Below are 20,068 nucleotides of genomic sequence, written 5' to 3' on the forward strand. Positions count from 1 at the left end.
GCCGGTCACTGCTTCGGTGCCGCGTCGGCGGCGGCGCCGGGCGGCGACAGCGCCATCAGGCCCTGCCAGACCGGCGGCAGCGCCACCATCTGCGGCGTCACCTTGCCGCCACCGAGCCTGACGCGCTGCAGGCCGTTGACGACGATCGTCTCATCGCCCTTCAGGCCTTCGCGCACGATGCGGTAATTGTCGGTACGCGAGGCAAGGCGGAGCGGCTGCTGGCGCACCGACCCGTCGTCGCCGACGACATAGACGTAGCGGCGATCGAGATCGGTCAGAATCGCCTCGTCGGGCACCAGAACGGCCTGATATTTCGGACTGCCCGGCACGGCGATCAGGCCGAACAGGCCCGGGGTGAGGAAAAAGCTCTTGTTCGGCAGCACGGCGCGGAGCCGCATCGTCCCGGTCGCCGAGTCCAGCCGGTTGTCGGCGAAATCGAGCGTACCCGGATGGGTGAACTCCTTCTCGTCGGTCAGCTTGACCTTGACCGGCAGGGCGGACCCGTTGGCCGCATGCGTCCCGCGCAGCGCCATGCGCTGGTAAGCGAGGAACGAGCGCTCGTCGATGTCGAAGTAGAAGTAGATGGGATCGAGCTGGACGATGCTGGTGAGCAGCGTTTCGTTCTGCCGCACCAGGTTGCCTTCGGTCACCAGCTTGCGCGAGATGCGGCCGGTGATCGGCGCGCGGATCTCGGTGAAACTGAGGTTGAGGCGCGCGGTCTCGATCTCGGCGCGGATGGCGGCAATGTCGGCCTGGGCCTGCAGATAGGCCTGCCGCTTCTCCTCCATCGTGCGCTCGGCGGCGACGCCCGTGCGCATCAGCCGCTCGTAGCGCTCGTAATCGGCCTTGGCGAAGTCGAGCCGGGTCTGCTGCGCCACCAGGCTGGCCTGCACCTGATTCAATGCGGCCTGATAGGGCCGGCGATCGATGACGAACAGCAGGTCGCCTTCTTTGACGATGGCGCCGTCGGTGAACTTCACGCCCTCGAGATAGCCGTCGACCCGCGCCCGCACCTCGACATAGCCCGAGGCGTCGAAGCGGCCGACGAACTCGTCGAGCTCGACGATCTCCTTCACCACCGGCTTGGCCACGGTCACCGGCGGCGGACCGCCCGGTCCCTGGGCAACCGCAACGGCAGGGAGCAGAGACGAGAGGCAGAGGCCGCCGACAGCCGTCAACAATCGGAACAATGCTCGGCGCATCCGCAACTCCCGGACCAGAATATATTACCCTGGACTACCAGGGTTTCGCGGCATCGCAAGCGGGATCGCAATCGATAACGCGCTGCGAGACCCGCGCCCAACGCATGTCACAGCCATGTTGCCGACGCGCAGAGCCGCGCGTCAGCGCCGCCGCAGGAAATCGCGCAGAGGGGCCGACAACCCCACGGTCTCTGTGGATTTCACCCCGCCACGGTGGCCTGGCCGGTGGCCTCTCGGCTGTCCTGCCACAGCTTCCGCCATGCGGATGGCGCAGACGACCGAGTCCAGAACCGGCACGGCGACCCGCGCCGCCAAGGGCGCCGCGAGACCGGCCAGCCCGGCGCCCCCGAGGACAACCACATCGGCGCCGCACCGTTGCACCGCGTCCGAAACCGCCTCCGCCAGCAACGCGAGGGAGCCCTCCGGATCGCGCGCGATATCGGCGCCGGTGGGCGCCACCGCCAGCACCGCCGCCAGCCTGTGGCTCAGCCCCTGCGCGGCAACGAACTCTTCCAGCATCGGCACCCAGGCCTCGCCGCCGGTCACCAGCGCCACCCGCCGGCCGAGGGTGATCGCCAGGGCCAGCGAGGCCTCGGCCATGCCGACCACCGGCCGCGGACATACTTCCTTCAGGGCCAGCAGGCCCGGATCGCCGAAGCAGGCCAGGACCACCGCGTCGTAGCGCCCAGGATAAGATGCCAGCGCGTCGAGCGCCGCATGCCCGGCGATGGCGTAGGTGGCGCGGTCGGCGATATAGCGGCCGCCGAACCGGCCGGTCACCGCCGCGAGCCTCACGCCCGGGCTCGCCGCCGCGCGCGCCACGGCCAGCACCCGGTCGGTGATCGCGGGCGTCGTGTTCGGGTTGATCAGCAGGAGCCGCATGCGGCTCCGATCCTAGCCGATGATGTCGTTCAAGAGGGCGAGCCAGGACGGATCGGTCATCTGGATGCGCGCAAGGCCCGCCGGCGGCTCGAACAGATCCGCGGCCTGGGGCCCGGGAGCGACATTGCGCTGCTCCAGGAACAACCGCCGGGCGCCGCCTTCCGCGCGGCGCTGCCCGTCGAGCCTGAGTGGGATACCGCTGCGGCTGAGCCAGACATTGCCGGTGAACGTGCCGGTCGCCTGGTGCTTCACCGCAGCGATGCCGTTCAGGGTCTCGGTGCCGATCGGCTTCAGATCGGTGCCCTGGATCGCCTGGCCGAGGCGCGCCAGCACCTCGCCCGGCAGCTCGGCGAGCGCGAACATGCGTGGCATCACCAGCCAGGCCTTGCCGAGATCGTGCCGCAGCAGCACGACATTGCCCCCGGCCGACTTGCCCTGCAGTTCCAGCCGCTCCATGCCCGGCGCGTAGCGCACGCGCATGTTCTGGAAGCGGTCGGCCTGCTCGACATAGCGGTCGGCGGCATATTCGACCTGGGGCAATTGGAACGGCACGGCGGCGGCCGGACGCGCGATCACGGCGAGGGCGCAGCCGGCGAGGAAGGCACGACGGTTCATGCGCGGATGCTCCGGGCGAACGGCATCCCTTCGGGCGAAACAAGGCGGAGGGACGCGAGGTCGTCGAGGATGGCGCCGAAATGTCTGGCCGCGGCACCGCGCCTCCAGCCTTCCAGCCAGTTCTGCTCCAGCAAGGCGCCGAGCGCCGGCAGGCCGAGATGCGCCTCCCACAGGATGCCGAGCAGCGAGGCGCGCTGTTCTTCCTTCACCTCGGTCAACGGATCGACGGCGCGCGCCGCATCGGCTTCCGCCTTGCGGCCCGTCTCCGGTCCGGCGCCGAGGCCGAAATCGGGCAGGCCGATCCGCGCGGCCGGGCAAAGCTGCCAATGCGCGACTTCATGCAGCACGACGCTGGCTTCCGAACGGCTGCGGATCGCAGCGCCGTCCCAGCTGAACGCCTCCACCGGCGCGGCATCGATCAAGGCGATGCCGAGCCGCGCCGCGGTATCGCACGCGATGGCGCGGTGCATCGGCGTGTCCATCCCGTCGTTGAGCTGCTTTGCCGGGTTGCCGGCAATCCGGCGCCACGCTGACGCGGCCTGACCGGGCAGCTCGCCGCCGATCCATGCCAAGGCTGCCTCGAGTTCGGCCCTGGACAGAGATTCGATCTGCATCGGCGCGGCGCGAATTCAGGCGGTGGCGCCGCCGGCGCCGGGAAGGTCGACCAGGCGGCGATTGCCGGCACGCATGGCGCGCTGCAGCTTCTCGAACGCGCGCACTTCGATCTGCCGCACCCGCTCGCGGCTGATGCTGTATTTCTTCGACAGATCCTCGAGCGTCGCCGGCTCTTCCTTCAGGCGCCGCTCGCGCAGGATGTCACGCTCGCGCTCGTTCAGGCCGCCCATCGCGCCTTCGAGCAACTGGCGGCGCTGGTCCATCTCCTGCCGATCGGCCAGCACATTTTCCTGGCTCGGTGTGTCGTCGACCAGCCAGTCCTGCCACTCAGCATCGCCGTCCTGGCGCAGCGGCGCATTCAGCGAATGATCCGGCGCCGCCAGGCGGCGGTTCATCTGCACCACATCGTCCTCGGGCACGCCGAGATCCTTGGCGATCTTCTGCACCGCCTCCAGCGGCAGGTCGCCCTCGTCGATCTGCTTCAGCTGGCCCTTCATTCGGCGCAGGTTGAAGAACAGCTTCTTCTGCGCCGCGGTGGTGCCCATCTTCACCAGCGACCAGGAGCGCAGGATGTATTCCTGCATCGAGGCGCGGATCCACCACATGGCGTAGGTGGCGAGGCGAAACCCCTTGTCGGGATCGAACCGCTTCACCGCCTGCATCATGCCGACATTGCCCTCGGAGATAAGCTCGCCGATCGGCAGGCCATAGCCCCGATAGCCCATGGCGATCTTGGCCACCAGGCGCAGATGGCTGGTCACCAACTGTTGCGCCGCGTCCGTATCGCCATGCTCACGCCAGCGCTTGGCCAGCATGAATTCCTCATCCGCCGCGAGGATGGGAAATTTGCGGATTTCATCCAGATAACGCGCCAGCCCGCCTTCGGGCCCGATCGTCAGCGCGAGCGCCCTGCTGCTCATCTACCCACCTTTCCACGGCCTGCCCCGAAGGCACAAGCCGCCCCACCTGCCGAAAGTTCAAGCCAGGTCGTTTGGCACTCTCCGGTGCCGAGTGCTGAAATGGTATCGAGCCGATCAGGGTTCAAGGGACCCGGCGCCTCCTCTGCTATGATTAACGGGCCTCGAAGGCGGAAATGAGGCGCTGCATGTCGTCAGGTAAGTCACTGTCGAAACTCAGTATTTTTCCGCCGACCGGATGCCGGAAACCGAGCCGACAGGCATGCAGGGCCTGCCGGGCAAAGCCCTCGACCGGCGGCTTGCGGCCGCGCGCATAGACCGGGTCGCCGACGACCGGATGCCCGCGATGGGCGAGGTGCACCCGGATCTGGTGCGTGCGCCCGGTTTCCAAGGTGCATTCCAGCAGGCTGGCACGCTCGCCGAGGGCGCGCAGCACCTTGTAGTGGGTGACGGCATGGCGGCCGCCCTGACTAACCACCGCCATGCGCTGGCGGTGCCTGACATCGCGGCCGATCGCGCCGGAGATGGTGCCGACCAGAGGGCGAAGCGTGCCCCAGACGACGGCCCGATAGGCCCGGTCGATGTCGTGTCGCGCGAACAAGGCGGCCAGCCCCTGATGCGCCTGGTCGGACTTGGCGGCGACCAGCAGGCCGGAGGTGTCCTTGTCCAGGCGGTGCACGATGCCAGGTCGACGCACGCCGCCGATGCCGGAGAGCCCGTCGCCGCAATGCGCAATCAGGGCATTCACCAGTGTACCGTCGGGATTGCCGGGGGCGGGATGCACGACCAGGCCGGCCGGCTTGTCGACGACCACCAGATGCGGGTCTTCGTAAACGATTTTTAATGGAATTTCCTGGCCTTGTGGGGTGGCCGGCAGCGGCGGCGGCACCACGACCTCGAAGCATTCCCCCGGTTTGACCCTGTGGGAGGGGTCTCGTAAGGTCGCCGCGCCCTTGACGACATGGCCCGCCTCGATCAGCGCCTTCAGGCGCGCGCGAGAGAGCGGCGCCCCGAGACCGTCGGAGCGAAGGGGAGCGTTGCCGGGAGAGATGTCGCCGAGCCGGCGGGCGAGGAACCGGTCAAGCCGTTCGCCCGCATCTGCCGGCTCCGCGGCCACGCGATGAACGGCAGCGGAAGGGTGCGGATCGGTCATGGAGTCACAAGCCAACATACGCATGCTGAAGGCGGTCGTCATCGTCCTCGGCCTGCTCATCGTCGCTTCCATCGGCGTCATCGGGGTGACCGTGTTCCGGCGCCTGTCGGATACCGGTCCGCCGCCGGCCCGGCTGACGACGGCGCCGGCTTCGGCGCCCGCCAACGGGAGCAGCGAAACCAACGGCGAGCGCAGTTCGGGCGTCCCCTTGCCGATCTTCGGCGAGCGGCGGGTTGAGCTGCCTCAGGGCGCCCGGCTGGTCGAGACCCGCATCACCGGCGATCGGATGTTCCTGCGCGCCCGCCTGCTCGGCGGCAACGAGGTGTGGATCGTGCTGTCGCTGCTGACCGGCCAGCAGCTCGGCAGTTTCGAGCTGATCGCGGAATGACGGGCGCGCGCCCGGCGCTGGCGCTGGGTCCCGACGATCGTGCCCGCCTGGATGCCTGGGCCGGGCAGGCCTATCCGGAGGAAGCCTGCGCGCTCCTGGTCGGCACCGGCGATCCGCCTTCGATCACCCGATTGATTCCGTGCGCCAACATCGCCGCCGACCGGCGCCGCCGGTTCGAAGTCGATCCGGCCGCGCGCATCCGCCTGGAAGTGGCGTTGCGCGGCACGGCGGAGCGCATCATCGGCGTCTGGCATAGCCATCCGAACGGTTCCTCCGAGCCTTCGGCGGCCGATGCTGCCATGATCCATGAGCCGGACCTGCTCTGGCTGGTCACCGGGATTGCGCCGCCGGCCGAGCCGGTGACGCGTGCCTTCCGCCCGCACGGTGCCGGCTTCGAGGAACTTGAACTGAACGGATAGCGTGATGGAATTCCGCAGCGACAATACCGCCGGCGCCTGCCCGGAGATCATGGCCGCCATTGCCCGTGCCAACGAGGGCACCGCCGCCTCCTACGGCGCCGATCCGATCAGTCTCGGCCTGCAGGCGAAGTTCAGCCGGCTGTTCGAGCGCGAGGTGGCGGTGTTCCCGGTCGCCACCGGCACGGCCGCGAACTCGCTCGCGCTGGCCGCCATCGCGCCACCCTGGGGCGTCGTCTACGCGCATCGCGAATCCCATATCGAGCAGGACGAATGCGGCGCGCCGGAATTCTTCACCGGCGGCGCCAAGCTCGCGCTGCTCGACGGCCCGCACGCCAAGCTCAGTGCCGCCGATCTCGATCGCCGGCTGGCCGGCGCCGGCGCCGGCGTGCAGCACCACGCCCAGCCGGCGGCGGTCTCGATCACCCAGGCGAGCGAGCGCGGCGCTGTCTATCGGTCGGAGGAAGTCGCCGCGATCGGCCAGGTCTGCCGCAAGCATCGCCTGGCGTTGCATATGGACGGCGCACGGTTCGGCAATGCGCTCGCCCATCTCGGCTGCTCACCGGCCGAGATCACCTGGAAGGCCGGTGTGGACATCTTGTCGTTCGGGGCGACCAAGAACGGCGCGCTGGCGGCCGAAGCGGTGGTGTTCTTCGATCCGGCGAAGGCCGAGGATTTCCTGTACCGGCGCAAGCGCGCCGGGCACCTGTTCTCCAAGATGCGGTTCCTGTCGGCGCAGCTCGACGCCTATCTGGAACAGGATCTGTGGCTGCGCAATGCGGCGCATGCCAATGCCATGGCCCGTCGGCTCTCGGAAGGCCTCGCACGGCTGCCGGGCGCCCGGCTCGACACGCCGGTCGAGGCCAACGAGGTCTTCATCGACCTGGCCGAGCCGACGATCCAGGCCCTGGAGGCGGCCGGGCTGCGTTTCCATCGCTGGGAGCCCGGCGGCACCTTGATCCGGCTGGTGACGGCCTGGTCGACCACCGCTGCGGAAGTCGACCGGGTGCTGGCCGCTGCGGGTCAGGCGGTCGCCGGCCGCGCCGCCGAATAGCGACGCGAAAAGCGCCATCGCGTCAGGAACTTGTTTGACGTCGGAGCGTTGCCGCTACGGGCAATGCAAGGCGCCAGATGGGTCAGGCTCCGTTTACTCCCCGTAAAGGCACAGCCTGCAAGATTCCCGAGCAAGGCTGGGCCTACCGGCCTCGGCCGCGACAGGATCGCGGCGCGGAGGAACCGATGGAGTGCGATCTCGAAGACATCGAGACGCCGTATCTCAGGCGGCTGTTCGCCTATTGGCAGGATAAGCGGCGCGGGCAGGATTTTCCCTCGCGTCGCGACCTCGACCCGCGCGAGTTCGCCTTCGCGCTCGGCCATGTCCTGCTGATCGACGTGCTGGAGCGCCCGCAGCGCTTCCGCTTCCGTCTGCACGGATCGGTGCTGAGCTTCCGCGCCCGCTATGACATGACCGGTCGCATGGTGGACGAGCTTCCCGACGAGGAGAACCGTGCCGTGCTGCTGCAGCGCTGCCGCGATCTGGTCAGGACGCGGCGGCCGTGTTTCGCGCGCAGCCAGCGCACCGTCGACGGCACGGCATATGGCTACGAAGTGGTGTGGCTGCCGCTCTCCAGCGACGGCGAGCAGATCGACATGCTGCTCGGCGGGCTGGCCTATTTCGACGACCCCATGCGGATGGCCCGTACGACGCCGCATGCGGCCGCCGGCAAGGAGCGCGTCCCGCTCCCGGCCTGACGTCAGAATCCGCCCGCCGCCGAGCGTTCGCCCTGCGCGCGGCGAATCGCGTGAAACCCCTCGACGGTATGCCGGATGATATCCGCCACGGGCAGCACCTCGTGGATCAGCCCGGCGGTCTGGCCGGCAAGGCCGACCGACGCCTCCATGTCGCCGCCGAAATAAAGGTCCCGTACGGTCTTAAGGGCGCTGCGGTCCATCACGCCTGCCTCGGCAAAGGCCAGCGACGTCTGCGTCTTCAAGGCGCGAACGCAGGGCGTGCCCTTGCGGTTCAGCATCACCGTGCCGGTATCCGGCGCATCGACGATCGCTTGCTTGTAATTGCCGTGCACCGGACTCTCGGCAGAGGAAACGAAGCGCGTGCCCATCTGGATGCCTTCGGCGCCGAGCGCGAAGGCCGCCGCCATGCCGCGGCCGTCGCAGATCCCGCCGGCGGCGATCAGCGGCACGTCGACCTTCTCGCGCACCGCCTGCAGCAGGACCAGGGTCGAGACGTCGTCCGGATTCTTGAAGCCGCCGCCCTCGCCGCCCTCCACGACGAGGCCGTCGACGCCGGCATCGACCGCCTTCACCGCCGCCGCCAGCGTCGGCACCACGTGATAGACGATCAGCCCGGCGCCCTTGAGCGGGCCGATCAGCTTGGCCGGCGAACCCGCCGAGGTGGTGACGAACTTGACCCCGCTCTCGATCACATAGTCGACGATCTTCGCATCGCGCAGGAACAGCAGCGGCAGGTTGACGGCGAACGGCTTGTCGGTCAGCTCGCGCATCTTCCGCATCTCGGCGGCGCAGGCCTCGGTCTCGCCCGACGAGGTCTCGATGACGCCGAGCGCGCCGGCATTCGAGACCGCGCTGGCGAGCTGCGACCGCGCGATCCACCCCATCGGCGCCTGCACGATCGGATAGCGCACCCCCGTATGCGCCAGCACCCGGTTCATCTCGTCCCCTTCCCTCTTGTAGCGTGGCCGACCTCTACTCCGCCGCGTCGGCGCCGGGGAAGCGGTAGTCCTTGAAATCCTGGCGCAGCTTGGTCTTGAGCAGCTTGCCGGTCGCCGTGTGCGGCAGATCCTTCACGAACACCACATCGTCCGGCAGCCACCATTTGGCGACGCGGCCTTCCAGGAACTTGAGAAGGTCCTCGCGGCTGACATCCATGTCCTTCTTCGTCACCACGATGAGGAGCGGCCGTTCCTGCCATTTCGGATGGGCTATGCCGATCACCGCCGCCTCCGCGACGGCCGGATGGCCGACCGCCTCGTTCTCCAGGTCGATCGAGGAGATCCACTCGCCGCCCGACTTGATCACGTCCTTGGAGCGGTCGGTGATCTGCATGTAGCCGTCGGGATCGAGCGTGGCGACGTCGCCGGTCTTGAACCAGTTGTCCTTGTCCAGGATCTGGCCGCCCTCGCCCTTGAAATAGCCGGCGGTGATCCAGGGCCCGCGCACCACCAGGTCGCCGAAGGCCTTGCCGTCGCGCGACAGCTCCCTGCCCTCGTCGTCGATGATCTTCATCTCGACGCCGTAGACAGCACGGCCCTGCTTCACCTGCACGTCGATCCGCTTGTCGAAGGGCGTTCCGGCATGCTTGGGCAGCAGGTTGCCGGTGGTGCCGAGCGGGCTCATTTCTGTCATGCCCCAGGCATGGATGGTGCTGGCGCCGAACTGCTTCTCGAACCGCTCGATCATCGAGCGCGGCGCCGCGGAGCCGCCGATGACGACACGCTGCAGGTCCGGCAGTTTCGCATCCGGGTTCTGATCGAGATAGCCGAACAGCATCAGCCACACGGTCGGCACGCCGGCCGTCATGGTGACCTTCTCCTGCGACAACAGCTCGTAGACGCTCTTGCCGTCGAGATGCTGGCCGGGCAGCACCAGCTTGGCGCCCGACATGCAGGCGCCATAGGGAATGCCCCAGGCATTGGCGTGGAACAGCGGCACGATGACGAGGATGCTGTCGGCGGAATTGACGCCGAGCACGTCCTTCATGCAGACCGCGAAGGAATGCAGCACCGTGGAGCGGTGCGAATAGAGCACGCCCTTGGGATTGCCGGTGGTGCCCGAGGTGTAGCAGAGCGACGAGGCGGTGTTCTCGTCGAAGACCGGCCAGGTGAGCTCATCGCTCTCCCTGGCGATCAGCGTCTCGTAAGCGATCGCGTTCGGCAGCGTGCACTTCTGCATATGGGCTTCGTCGGTCATGACGATGTAGCCCTTCACCGGCTTCAGCGCCGGGGCGAGCTTTTCGAGCAGAGGCACGAAGGTCAGGTCGACGAAGATGTACTGATCCTCGGCGTGGTTGACGATGTACTCGATCTGCTCCGGGAACAGCCGCGGGTTGATGGTGTGGAGCACGGCGCCGATGCCCGACACGCCGTAATAGAGCTCCATGTGGCGGTAGCCGTTCCAGGCCAAGGTACCGATGCGATCGCCGTGCTTGACGCCGAGGCGGGTCAGCGCATTGGCCACCTGCTTGGCGCGCCGGTTCAACTCACGGTAGTTGGTGCGGTGGATCGGCCCCTCGACCGTCTTGGAGACGATCTCGCGGTCGCCATGGTAGAGCGCCGCATATTCGATCAAGGACGAGATCAGGAGCGGCGCGTTCTGCATCAGGCCTTGCATGGCCTTCCTCCCGGTAAGACGGATTTGGTATGTCTGCAGCGGTTATAGCGGCCCGCCCGAAGACCGCAAAGCGGGCCGAACGCCGCAATCCGGCGGCCCCCGAGGCGCTGACTGGCGGCGGCGCGGCCCGCTTCCGCGGGCGGCCCGGAAGGCCGCAGAACGAGGTATTCTGCGGCCATGTGAACGGGTTCATACCGTCGGCCGGCGCCGATGATTACCGATGGTGCCCGAAGCCGGGCGTCGGGGCCGGCCGCCAATCAGGAGATGCGACATGACCCGTACCGACCATCGCGGCGACGCGATCACCGGTGCCACCGAGACGGCGCTTTCGTCCTATGAGAAGGCCGTGGGTGAGCTGCAGCGCTATATCGGCAATCCTTTCGAGACCGTCGATGCCGCCATCGCGGAGGCGCCGGCCTTTACGATGGCGCATCTGCTGAAGGCGCATCTCTTCCTGTCCGGCGCCGAGTTACCCGGCGTGGCTGCGGCCAAGGAAGCGGTCGCGGCGGCCAAGCGGCTTCCGGCGAACGAGCGCGAGAAGCTCCACATCGCCGCGGCCGACGCCCTGATCGAAGGCGAGTACGAACGCGCCGAAGCACGCTTCGAGGATATCCTGACGCGGTATCCCCGCGACGCGCTGGCGTTGCAGATGGGGCATCTGTTCGACTTCTATCGCGGCGATGCGCGCAACCTGCGCGATCGCGTGGCCCGCGTGCTGCATGCCTGGAGGTCGAGCGACCCCGGCTACCACGCCGTGCTCGGCATGTACTCCTTCGGCCTCGAGGAATGCGGCCAGTACGGCAAGGCGGAGGAGATCGGCTGCAGCGCATTGGCACTGGAGCCGCGCGACAACTGGGCCCACCATGCCGTCGCCCATGTGCTGGAGATGGAAGGCCGGCGGGACGAAGGCGTCAAGTGGATGGCGAGCCGCGAGACCCACTGGGCCACCGACAGCTTCTTCAGCGTGCACAACTGGTGGCACTACGCGCTCTATCACCTGGACGAGGACCGGGAGGCCGAGGCGCTCCGCCTCTATGACGGCCCGATCCGCCAGGCCCGCTCCACCGTCATGCTCGACATGATCGACGCCTCGGCCATGCTGTGGCGGATGTATCTGCGCGGCATCGACCTCGGCAGCCGCTGGCAGGAGCTTGCCGAAGCCTGGGCGCCGGTCGCCGAGGACGGGCTCTATGCCTTCAACGACGTGCACGCGGTGATGGCCTTTGTCGGCGCCGGCCGGCAGGACATGGTCGAAAAGGTGCTCGCAAGCCTGCGCCGCACGCTCGATCGCGGCGGCAGCAACCGGGCCATGGTGCGCGAGGTCGGCCTGCCGGTCGCACTGGCGCTCAGTGCCTTCGGCCGCGGCCGCTACGGCGAGACTGTGGAGCAGCTGCGCGACCTGCGCCCGATCGCCAACCGCTTCGGCGGCAGCCATGCCCAGCGCGACCTGCTCGACCTGACCTTGATCGAGGCGGCGCGCCGCGACAAGCAGACCGGGCTGCTGCGCAACCTGACAGCCGAGCGCATCGCGGCGAAGCGCCACCCGGCACCGCTCGCGCTGCGCTACCGCGAGGCCGCCTAAACGTAGGCGGCGAAACGGCCGCAGACCACCGCGGCCAGCCAGGCGAGCACCGAGATGCCGGCGGCGAGACGGGCGCTCGCCGGCACTTCGCCGCCCCAGCCCGCGATACGCCGGTAGCTGCCGGCGTGGAACAGCGCCAGGTTCAGGAAGGCGATGACGATGGCCGCGAACTTGGCCTGGAAGATGGGGTTCACCACGTAGGCGCTGGCCTCCGTGCTGAACAGCAGGAAACCGGTCGGCAGCGCGATCGCCAGACCGGTTCGGGCCAGCGGCAGCGCAAGCAGCGCGGCCTCCGCCGGTCTGCCCGCCCAGTTCACGCCGAGCAGGCGCAGGTCGAACACCGCGACGCTGCCGAACAGCAGCGCGATACCGAGCACGTGCAGCACGTTGGCAGCGGGATAGATCCAGATCGAGGCGCGGATCGCGGCGGCAAAGGCCGAGCGCTCCAGCGCCAGCGCCCAGGCGACGGCGCTCGCCGCCTCTTGCTCCATCCCGGCGGCTAGCGAAGCTCGACGGTCTTGCCGTCGATGGTGACGCGCTCGGCGCGCAGCTCGGCCGTCTCGCTGCGGTGGGCATAGCCGACCACCGTCGCCTGCTTGCCCGGCGCCAGCATGGCGGGCGGCAGCCCGCGCAGCTCCATGCGCGATGGCGGCGCCAGGATGACCGTCCACATCTTACCCGGCGCCTCGAGCTTCAGCGTGCCGTGCGGATTCTGGTAGGTGCTCTCGGCGATCTTGCCGGTCAGCGTCAACGCCTTGCTGGAATCGTAACTGCCCCAGCCGTGATGCGCCGTCGATGGCGCCGCGGCCAATCCGACCAATGTGGCGATCAGACCGATCTGCAACATGCGCATGATCCGTGCCTCCGATCCGTCATGGCTCGGATCATAGCCGCATTGGTCGGCCGTTGCCGAGACCGACCTGCTGTGCCTTGATGGTGGCAGCAACCGATGGGGTAAGCGCGTGCCGCCGCAGGACCGCGAGCGACTGATTGCGACGCTGCCGCAGCTGACGGCCTATGCGCTGGCGCTGGTGCGCGGCGCCGAGCGGGCGCGCGATCTGGTGCAGGAGACTGCTTTGCGCGCGTTGGGCGCCCGCAACATCCCGCGCGAGCCCGCCGCCTTCCGTTCCTGGCTGTTCGCCATCCTGCGCAATGCGGCCATCGACGCTTTTCGCCGCGAGCGGCTGGAGGCTGGCGAGCCTGCGCCGCCGCCACCCATTCCCTGGCCGGTCGACGACAGCCGGATCGCTGCGATCACCGTGCGCCAGGGTTTGGCCGCGCTTGGGCCCGAGGCGCGGGAGATCCTGGTCCTGGTCGATGTCGCGGGCTTCACCTATGCCGAAGCCGCCGAGTTTCTCGGCGTCCCGACCGGCACGGTGATGAGCCGGTTGAGCCGCGCCCGCGCCGCGATGCTGGCGGCGATCGGCGAAACCACGGTGCACCCATTGAGGACGCGCCATGGCAGGTGATCCGCCGCTGTCGCCGGACTGGGTGACATTGAACGCCTATGTCGATGGTGAGCTCAGCCCCGGCGAACACGCCGCCGTCGCCGCTGCCATCGCATCCGATGCGGAGTTGGCGCGCCGGGTGGCGAGCCTGGCCCGCTTGCGGGTCGCGACCGCGGAAGCGTTCGCCGCCGAGATCGACGGCATCGCGATGCCGAGCGTGCCCGCCTCGGCGATCCGGCCGCGCTACCGCCGGGCCGGCCTTGCGGCGGCGGCAGTGCTGGCCCTTGCCGTGTCGATGCTGGCGTGGTGGACGCTCGATCGCCCGGACGATCAGGCCCTGCAGGCGCATCTCGGATGGGCGGCAGCGCCGGAGCATTCGGTGATCGCCGCCGCCCAGCGCGGCGCGATCGAGATTCCGGACCTGGCCGATGCCGGCCTCCGGGTGGCCCATGTCGCGGCGACCGGGGACACGATGCATATCGGCTATCTCGGCAGCCGGGGTTGCCGGGTCAGCCTCTGGGTCACGCCGGACGACGAGGTCCGGACCCGGCGTGACGAGCGGCAGGGCGATGCCCTGATCGCCCGCTGGTCCTATGGCGGCCACAGCTACGCGGCGATTGCCACCGGCATGCCGGCCGCGCGCTTCGCCGTCATCGCGTCGAGCCTCGAACAGGCGACGATCGAGCGCCGCATGCCGGACGATGCGACCCGCCTCGCCCTGCAATCCGGGCGCGATCAGAGCGCGCCCTGCCTGGGATAGAGGTCTAGGGAATAAATCGCGGACCTCATCCGTCTTACCTCTATCCGCGCCCCCATCCGGCGGGCGGCGCGGCCATGAAGGGGAGGCAGGGATGGCGCGGAAACCCGAGCGCAGCATCGAAGAGCTGTACGAGAACGATCCCGAGCGAGCGGATGCGATCGTCTTCGGGCGCAGGACCGGGGTCGGCCGGCGCGGCTTTCTGAAGGGCGCTGGCCTCGCCGCCATGGGCGCCGCTGTCGGCGGCACCATTCCCTTTGCCGGACGGATGCCGGGCGGGATGATTCCGGAGGCCCTCGCCCAGGCCGCGCCGGGGGCGGCGCCGGCCGGCCCCAAGATCCTGAAATTCGACGGCAAGCAGGACGTCCTGGTCGTCCTGGGCGAGAAGCCCCTGGTGGCGGAGACGCCCGAGCACCATCTCGACGACGACACCACGCCGAATTCCAAGTTCTTTATCCGCAACAACGGCGGGCTGCCGGAGCCGCCCAAGGATCCCGATGCCTGGAAGCTGACGATCGACGGCGAGGTGAACAACCCGCTGGAGATCACGCTGGGCGATCTGAAGAAGCGCTTTCAGCCGGTCGACTCCTACATGGTGTTGGAATGCGGCGGCAACGGGCGGGCGCAGTTCAATCCGCCGGCGCGCGGCAATCAATGGACCAATGGCGGCGTCGGCTGCGCGCGTTGGACCGGCGTCCGGCTGCGCGACGTGCTGCAGGCGGCCGGATTGAAGTCCACCGCCGTCCATACCGGGCATATGAGCGCCGACCCGCATCTCTCGGGCGAGCCCGGCAAGCTCACCACCTCGCGCGGCGTCCCCATCGCCAAGGCGATGGAAGAGCACAGCCTGATCGTCTGGGGCATGAACGGCGAGCCGCTGCCCAACGTGCACGGCTTCCCGGTCAGGCTTGTCATTCCCGGCTGGCCGGGCTCCGTCTCGAACAAGTGGCTGAACCGCATCTGGGTCCGCGACAAGGTGCATGACGGCCCGGGCATGGGCGGCACGTCCTACAGCGTCGCCATCAAGCCGATGATTCCCGGCGGCAAGGCCGACAACAAGAACTTCCGCTCGCTGGAATCGATGCCGGTGCGCGCTCTCGTCACCAGCCCGGCGAATGGCACCGAGCTTCCCGCCGGCACGCGCGAGCTCAACGTACGGGGCAAGGCTTGGGCCGGCGATGTGGCCGTCAGCCGAGTCGACATCTCGGTCGATTTCGGCGCCACCTGGCAGCCGACCCAGCTGACCCAGCCACGCAATCGGTACGACTGGTACCGCTGGCAGGCGAAGGTCAAAGTGCCGAGCGAGGGCTACTACGAAGTCTGGGCGCGCGGCACCGACCAGAACGGCAAGATGCAGCCGCATCTGGCCGGCAACTGGAACCCGCAAGGGTATGGCGCCAATGCCATGCACCGGGTGGCGCTGCTGATCCCCAGCTGACGCCACATGACCTGGGGCAAGGTGATCGGCGGCGCGCTGGCGCTCGTCCTGGCGCTGATCGTGCTGGACAAGCAGGGCATGCTCCGCGCGCCGCCGCCGAAGCCGCGTCCCGCGGCGACGGTTGCCGCCGCGCCGCCCGCCGCCGTGCCCGGGCCGGCATTCCGTCCGACGGAGGAGACGCCGGACGCCTTTCCCGACGGCAACGGGCGGGACGAGGCGTTCTATCTCTGCACCGGCTGTCACGGTACGGCGCTGGTCAAGGCGCAGGGCATGGGCCGCCAGCAATGGGACGACACCGTCAGCTGGATGGTCGAGAAGCACAAGATGCCGGAGCCCGATCCGGCCACGCGCGGCCTGGTTCTCGACTATCTGGCGGCGGTCTTCCCGCCGCGCGCCCAGCAGCAGCGCGGCTGGGTCAATCCCTTCGCCAATCGCTAGCGATCAGTCCTCTGCCGCCGCCTTCAGCTGGCGGAACTCGTCGAGCGAAAGGCGCGGCATCTCGAACAGGTCGGTCGTGCGCGCGTACCAGCCGGTACCGTGCATGCGGCCGATCAGCCGCATCTTCTCGGTATGGACCCTCAGCTTCTCGGCATCGATCAGCTCGTCGCGAATATGCGCCGTCAGCACCTCGCCCACCACCAGGTTGCGACCGATGCCGAGCTCGAGATTGGCCAACCGTCGGCATTCGAAACTGACCGGCGATTCCGCGATCCGGGGCGGCCGGACCTTGAGCGAGGGAGCCGCGGTGAGGCCGGCCTCTTTCAGCTCGTCCACCTCGGGCGGGAAATCGACGGCGCAGATGTTCATGGCGTTCGCGATATCCTCGTCCACGAGGTTGACCACGAACTCGCCGGTATCGCGGATATTGCGGGCCGTATCCTTGAGCGCGCCGGGCACCGCGTTCACGCACATCATCACCGCCGCCGGCTCGTCGCAGACCGCGTTGAAGAAGCTGAACGGCGCTGCGTTGACGACCCCTTGCAGATCGACCGTGGTGGCGAGCGCGATGGGGCGGGGAACCACGGTTGAGACCAGGAGCTTGTAGCGCTCGTGGGTGGTGAGCTTGGCATAGTCGATCTGCATGCATCCTCCGCGGGCGGACGGGCCCGTTGACCTCAGGCTAGCAGCATTCGGGGCTTCCCCCGAGCGGCGGATGATGCAAGTCTGCGCCCCCCGCGCGCCATCGTGCCCGCCCCTCGCCGGCCCCCGTTCCCGGGACCGGCCGCCGGCAATGACTTGAGGAGCCGCCATGCCGCGAGCCCGCGCCCTGATTTTCTGTTTTTTCGCCGTTCTCCTGATGGCGGCCGTCTCGCCGTCTCGCGCCGCCGAACCGTCTGCGACCGCGCCCACGGCGGGGGAGCTGGAAGCCCTGGTCACCACCATCGAGGATCCGGCCGCGCGCGAGAAGCTGGTCGGCCAGCTCAAGGCCCTGATCGCTGCCCAGCGCCAGGCCGCAGCGCCCGAGGAGGATGAGGAGATCGGGTCCGGCATCGTCGCCGACCTGTCGCGCCGCCTCGCCCGGGCGAGCCAGTCGGTCGCCTCGGCCGCCGAGGCGCTGCGCGACGCGCCGCAGATCTCGCGCTGGCTGCAACGCCAAGTCGACGACCCCGCTGCCATCGCGCGCTGGAAGGCGGTGGCGCTGTATCTGGTGCTGGCGCTCGCCGCCGGCTTCATTCTGGAATGGCTCGCCCGCCTGTTGCTGCGCCGGCCGCAACGTGCCGCCCTCCCGCGCGGCGATGAAGGCTGGCTCACCCGCTCCGGCCTGGTGCTGGTGGCAATCGTGCTGGACCTGATGCCGCTGGTGGCCTTCGCGGCGGGCGCTTACGGCGTGCTTGCCGCTGCGGATCCGCCGCGTGTCGCCCGCCTGGTCGCCATCACGATCGCCAATGCCTATCTGCTCGCCTCCATGGCCATGGTGCTGGCGAACTGGTTGCTGAACCCGCCGATCCCGGCGGCGAAGCTGCACCGCCTGAGAGAGGAGACCTCGCACTACCTCGTCATCTGGGCCCGGCGCTTCATCATCGTGCTGGCGGCCGGTTGGTTCACCGCCGAGGCCCTGCGCCCGCTCGGCCTGCCGGAGGCCGGGTATGTCGCCGTGCTCAAAGTGCTCGGCCTGATCGTACTCGGCATGGTCATCCTTCTGATCCTGCAGAACCGGACATCGGTCGCCGATTTCATCGCGGCGGAGGCGCAGCCGGAAGACGCGACGCCGCGGCGCTTCGCCCGCCTGCGCCGCCGGGTCGGCGACATCTGGCATCCGCTCGCGATCATCTACGCCGTCGCCCTTTACGTCATCTGGGCGCTGGAGATCGAAGGCGGCTTCCCCTACATGCTGCGCGGCAGCGTCCTCACCATCATGGTCCTGCTGATCGCCACGGCGGTTAATTTGGCGATCCGCCGAGGCAGCGGGCGGCTGTTCGCCGTGCGCGAGGACCTGCGTCAGCGCTTCCCCGGCCTGGAGACTCGCGCCAACCGCTATCTGCCGGTGATGCAGAATGTGCTGCACGGCCTCGTCTGGGCCGCCGCGGCGGTCGCCATCCTGTCGGCCTGGGGCATGGACGTCGCCGGCTGGGTGCAGCATGGCTTCGGCGGCCGAGTCGTCCAGGCGGTGTTCACCATCGGCATCGTCACCCTGCTCGCAGTCGTGGTCTGGGAGGGCACGTCCGCGGCGATCGTGCGCTATCTCACCAAGACCGACGCCGATGGCAAGCCGCTCGCCCGCAGCTCGCGCGTGCGCAGCCTATTGCCGGTGATGCGCAATCTGGTCTTCGTCGTGCTCGCCACCATGGTGGTGCTGATCGCGCTGTCGGAATTCGGCGTCAACATCGCACCCTTGCTCGCCACCGCCGGCGTCGCCGGTCTCGCCATCGGCTTCGGCGCGCAGACGCTGGTCAAGGACGTGATCACCGGCGCCTTCATCATGTTCGAGGATTCGGTGGCGGTTGGCGACGTGGTGAAGGCGGGCGATTATGCCGGCCTGGTCGAAGGCCTCTCGATCCGCTCCATGCGGCTGCGCGATTTCAACGGCAACGTGCACATCGTGCCGTTCAGCGCGGTCAACCAGATCACCAACATGACCAAGGAATTCTCGTTCTATGTCTTCGACCTCGGCGTCGCCTATCGCGAGGACACCGACGAAGTGGTCAAGGTGCTGAAGGAGATCGGCGCCGAGCTGCAGGCCGACCCCAATTTCGGCTACATGATCCTGGAGCCCCTGGAGGTGGTCGGGGTCGATGCCTTCGCGGATTCGGCGGTTATCATCAAGGCGCGGATCAAGACGGCGCCGATCCGGCAGTGGACGGTGGGCCGCGAAATGAATCGTCGCATCAAGAAGCGCTTCGACGAGCTCGGCATCGAAATCCCCTTCCCGCATGTCACGCTGTATTTCGGCGAAGACAAGGGCGGCAAGGCGCCACCCGCCCGCCTCGAGATGCGCCCGGCTGGCGGAAGTCGACCCACCGGACCGATCATTCCCGAGCGGCCGGAGGAGAGGCCGGCGACGTCATGACCGCGGAAGGCAAATCCGGCGAGCGAATCGCCAAGGTCATCGCCCGCGCCGGCATCTGCTCGCGCCGCGACGCGGAGCGCCTGATCGAGGAAGGCCGTGTTGCCGTCGATGGCAAGGTGCTGAAGACGCCGGCTTTCAACGTCGGGCCGGACGCGGCGATCGTCGTCGACGGCCGTCCCATCGGCCCGGCCGAGCGTACGCGCCTCTGGCGCTATCACAAGCCGGCCGGCCTGGTTACCACCCACAAGGACCCGCAAGGGCGGCGCACCGTGTTCGACGCGCTGCGCCAGCAGCTGCCGCGCGTCATCTCGATCGGCCGACTCGACCTCAATTCCGAAGGTCTGCTGCTGCTCACCAATGACGGCGCCCTGGCGCGCCGGCTGGAACTGCCGGAGACCGGCTGGGTGCGGCGCTACCGCGTCCGCGTGCATGGGCGGCCGGAGGCGAAGCAGCTGGCGGCGCTGGCCAAGGGCATCACCGTCGAAGGCATCCATTACGGACCGATCGAAGCCAGCCTCGACAGCGCGAGCGGCAGCAATGCATGGCTCACCGTCGCGCTCAAGGAAGGCAAGAACCGCGAAGTGCGCAAGGCGATGGAGCATCTGGGCTTCACGGTCAGCCGGCTGATCCGCGTCGCCTACGGGCCGTTCCAGCTCGGCCACCTGCCGGTCGGCGGCATCGACGAGGTTCCCGGCAGGGTCATCGCCGATCAGACCGGCCAAAAGGCGAAGCGACCGTCACGCCGAAGCCAGGCGGCAGGCACATGAGCCGAATTTAAT

At 68.5% G+C, this 20,068-nt stretch carries 22 protein-coding genes; 11 read left to right on the top strand and 11 right to left on the bottom strand.

Going from position 1 to position 20,068, the window contains the following annotated elements:
* Nucleotides 1-5 precede the first annotated feature (5 nt).
* The 6 genes from DT074_RS12495 to DT074_RS12520 form a co-directional block, all read right to left on the bottom strand.
* A complete protein-coding gene (locus DT074_RS12495) occupies nt 6-1,202 on the bottom strand; it encodes an efflux RND transporter periplasmic adaptor subunit (RefSeq protein WP_119420190.1) in 1,197 nt (398 codons plus the stop codon).
* Between the two features lie 141 nt (nt 1,203-1,343).
* Complete coding sequence (locus DT074_RS12500) at nt 1,344-2,084, bottom strand: aspartate/glutamate racemase family protein (protein ID WP_119420191.1); 741 nt, start codon at nt 2,082-2,084, stop codon at nt 1,344-1,346.
* Nucleotides 2,085-2,096: 12 nt separating this feature from the next.
* Nucleotides 2,097-2,699 (bottom strand): hypothetical protein, encoded by a 603-nt coding sequence (locus DT074_RS12505; protein WP_119420192.1) that lies wholly within the window; start codon nt 2,697-2,699, stop codon nt 2,097-2,099.
* A complete protein-coding gene (locus tag DT074_RS12510) occupies nt 2,696-3,313 on the bottom strand; it encodes a hypothetical protein (RefSeq protein WP_119420193.1) in 618 nt (205 codons plus the stop codon). The genes DT074_RS12505 and DT074_RS12510 overlap by 4 nt, the downstream gene beginning before the upstream one ends.
* A 15-nt stretch (nt 3,314-3,328) precedes the next feature.
* Nucleotides 3,329-4,234, bottom strand: coding sequence for an RNA polymerase sigma factor RpoH (gene rpoH / locus DT074_RS12515; protein ID WP_119420194.1), 906 nt, complete (start codon nt 4,232-4,234; stop codon nt 3,329-3,331).
* A 151-nt stretch (nt 4,235-4,385) separates the two neighbouring features.
* Complete coding sequence (locus DT074_RS12520) at nt 4,386-5,384, bottom strand: RluA family pseudouridine synthase (protein ID WP_119420195.1); 999 nt, start codon at nt 5,382-5,384, stop codon at nt 4,386-4,388.
* Between DT074_RS12520 and DT074_RS12525 the strand changes: the two genes are divergently transcribed.
* From DT074_RS12525 to DT074_RS12540, 4 genes are all read left to right on the top strand, one after another.
* Nucleotides 5,383-5,772, top strand: a complete 390-nt coding sequence (locus DT074_RS12525; protein WP_162914859.1) for a hypothetical protein — start codon at nt 5,383-5,385, stop codon at nt 5,770-5,772. The genes DT074_RS12520 and DT074_RS12525 overlap by 2 nt on opposite strands.
* Nucleotides 5,769-6,191, top strand: coding sequence for a M67 family metallopeptidase (locus DT074_RS12530; RefSeq protein WP_119420197.1), 423 nt, complete (start codon nt 5,769-5,771; stop codon nt 6,189-6,191). Before DT074_RS12525 ends, DT074_RS12530 begins: the two co-directional genes overlap by 4 nt.
* 4 nt (nt 6,192-6,195) lie before the next feature.
* Nucleotides 6,196-7,242: a threonine aldolase family protein gene (locus tag DT074_RS12535; protein ID WP_119420198.1), complete on the top strand. Its 1,047-nt coding sequence runs from the start codon at nt 6,196-6,198 to the stop codon at nt 7,240-7,242.
* 185 nt (nt 7,243-7,427) lie between these two features.
* The gene (locus DT074_RS12540) at nt 7,428-7,940 is read left to right on the top strand and encodes a PAS domain-containing protein (protein ID WP_162914860.1); all 513 of its coding nucleotides are present in this window, start codon (nt 7,428-7,430) and stop codon (nt 7,938-7,940) included.
* Nucleotides 7,941-7,942: 2 nt separating this feature from the next.
* Here the strand turns inward: DT074_RS12540 and DT074_RS12545 are convergent, their stop codons facing one another.
* Nucleotides 7,943-8,878, bottom strand: a complete 936-nt coding sequence (locus tag DT074_RS12545) for an NAD(P)H-dependent flavin oxidoreductase (RefSeq protein WP_119420200.1) — start codon at nt 8,876-8,878, stop codon at nt 7,943-7,945.
* Nucleotides 8,879-8,912: 34 nt separating this feature from the next.
* Complete coding sequence (locus tag DT074_RS12550; protein WP_119420201.1) at nt 8,913-10,556, bottom strand: 3-(methylthio)propionyl-CoA ligase; 1,644 nt, start codon at nt 10,554-10,556, stop codon at nt 8,913-8,915.
* Nucleotides 10,557-10,827: 271 nt separating this feature from the next.
* Between DT074_RS12550 and DT074_RS12555 the strand changes: the two genes are divergently transcribed.
* Nucleotides 10,828-12,138, top strand: a complete 1,311-nt coding sequence (locus DT074_RS12555) for a tetratricopeptide repeat protein (protein WP_119420202.1) — start codon at nt 10,828-10,830, stop codon at nt 12,136-12,138.
* Here DT074_RS12555 and DT074_RS12560 read toward each other — a convergent pair.
* Both DT074_RS12560 and DT074_RS12565 read right to left on the bottom strand, forming a co-directional pair.
* Nucleotides 12,135-12,629, bottom strand: a complete 495-nt coding sequence (locus DT074_RS12560) for a DUF6644 family protein (protein WP_119420203.1) — start codon at nt 12,627-12,629, stop codon at nt 12,135-12,137. The two genes, DT074_RS12555 and DT074_RS12560, sit on opposite strands and share 4 nt — an antisense overlap.
* An 8-nt stretch (nt 12,630-12,637) precedes the next feature.
* Nucleotides 12,638-12,991: a DUF6152 family protein gene (locus DT074_RS12565; RefSeq protein ID WP_119420204.1), complete on the bottom strand. Its 354-nt coding sequence runs from the start codon at nt 12,989-12,991 to the stop codon at nt 12,638-12,640.
* Between the two features lie 109 nt (nt 12,992-13,100).
* Here DT074_RS12565 and DT074_RS12570 point away from each other — a divergent pair, with 109 nt between their 5' ends.
* The 4 genes from DT074_RS12570 to DT074_RS12585 all read left to right on the top strand — a co-directional run bounded on the left by DT074_RS12570 (nt 13,101) and on the right by DT074_RS12585 (nt 16,219).
* Nucleotides 13,101-13,607: an RNA polymerase sigma factor gene (locus DT074_RS12570; RefSeq protein ID WP_368744635.1), complete on the top strand. Its 507-nt coding sequence runs from the start codon at nt 13,101-13,103 to the stop codon at nt 13,605-13,607.
* Nucleotides 13,597-14,346, top strand: coding sequence for a hypothetical protein (locus tag DT074_RS12575; protein ID WP_119420205.1), 750 nt, complete (start codon nt 13,597-13,599; stop codon nt 14,344-14,346). Before DT074_RS12570 ends, DT074_RS12575 begins: the two co-directional genes overlap by 11 nt.
* 91 nt (nt 14,347-14,437) lie before the next feature.
* A complete protein-coding gene (locus DT074_RS12580) occupies nt 14,438-15,781 on the top strand; it encodes a sulfite oxidase (RefSeq protein WP_119420206.1) in 1,344 nt (447 codons plus the stop codon).
* A gap of 6 nt (nt 15,782-15,787) precedes the next feature.
* Nucleotides 15,788-16,219, top strand: coding sequence for a hypothetical protein (locus DT074_RS12585; RefSeq protein WP_119420207.1), 432 nt, complete (start codon nt 15,788-15,790; stop codon nt 16,217-16,219).
* A gap of 3 nt (nt 16,220-16,222) precedes the next feature.
* Here DT074_RS12585 and DT074_RS12590 read toward each other — a convergent pair whose 3' ends face one another.
* A complete protein-coding gene (locus DT074_RS12590) occupies nt 16,223-16,864 on the bottom strand; it encodes a flavin reductase family protein (RefSeq protein WP_119420208.1) in 642 nt (213 codons plus the stop codon).
* A gap of 166 nt (nt 16,865-17,030) precedes the next feature.
* Here DT074_RS12590 and DT074_RS12595 point away from each other — a divergent pair, with 166 nt between their 5' ends.
* Both DT074_RS12595 and DT074_RS12600 read left to right on the top strand, forming a co-directional pair.
* The gene (locus tag DT074_RS12595; RefSeq protein WP_119420209.1) at nt 17,031-19,289 is read left to right on the top strand and encodes a mechanosensitive ion channel domain-containing protein; all 2,259 of its coding nucleotides are present in this window, start codon (nt 17,031-17,033) and stop codon (nt 19,287-19,289) included.
* Nucleotides 19,286-20,056, top strand: a complete 771-nt coding sequence (locus DT074_RS12600) for a pseudouridine synthase (RefSeq protein ID WP_119420210.1) — start codon at nt 19,286-19,288, stop codon at nt 20,054-20,056. Before DT074_RS12595 ends, DT074_RS12600 begins: the two co-directional genes overlap by 4 nt.
* Nucleotides 20,057-20,068 lie beyond the last annotated feature (12 nt).

This window comes from Desertibaculum subflavum (assembly GCA_003576705.1).
Lineage (GTDB): Bacteria > Pseudomonadota > Alphaproteobacteria > Ferrovibrionales > Ferrovibrionaceae > Desertibaculum > Desertibaculum subflavum.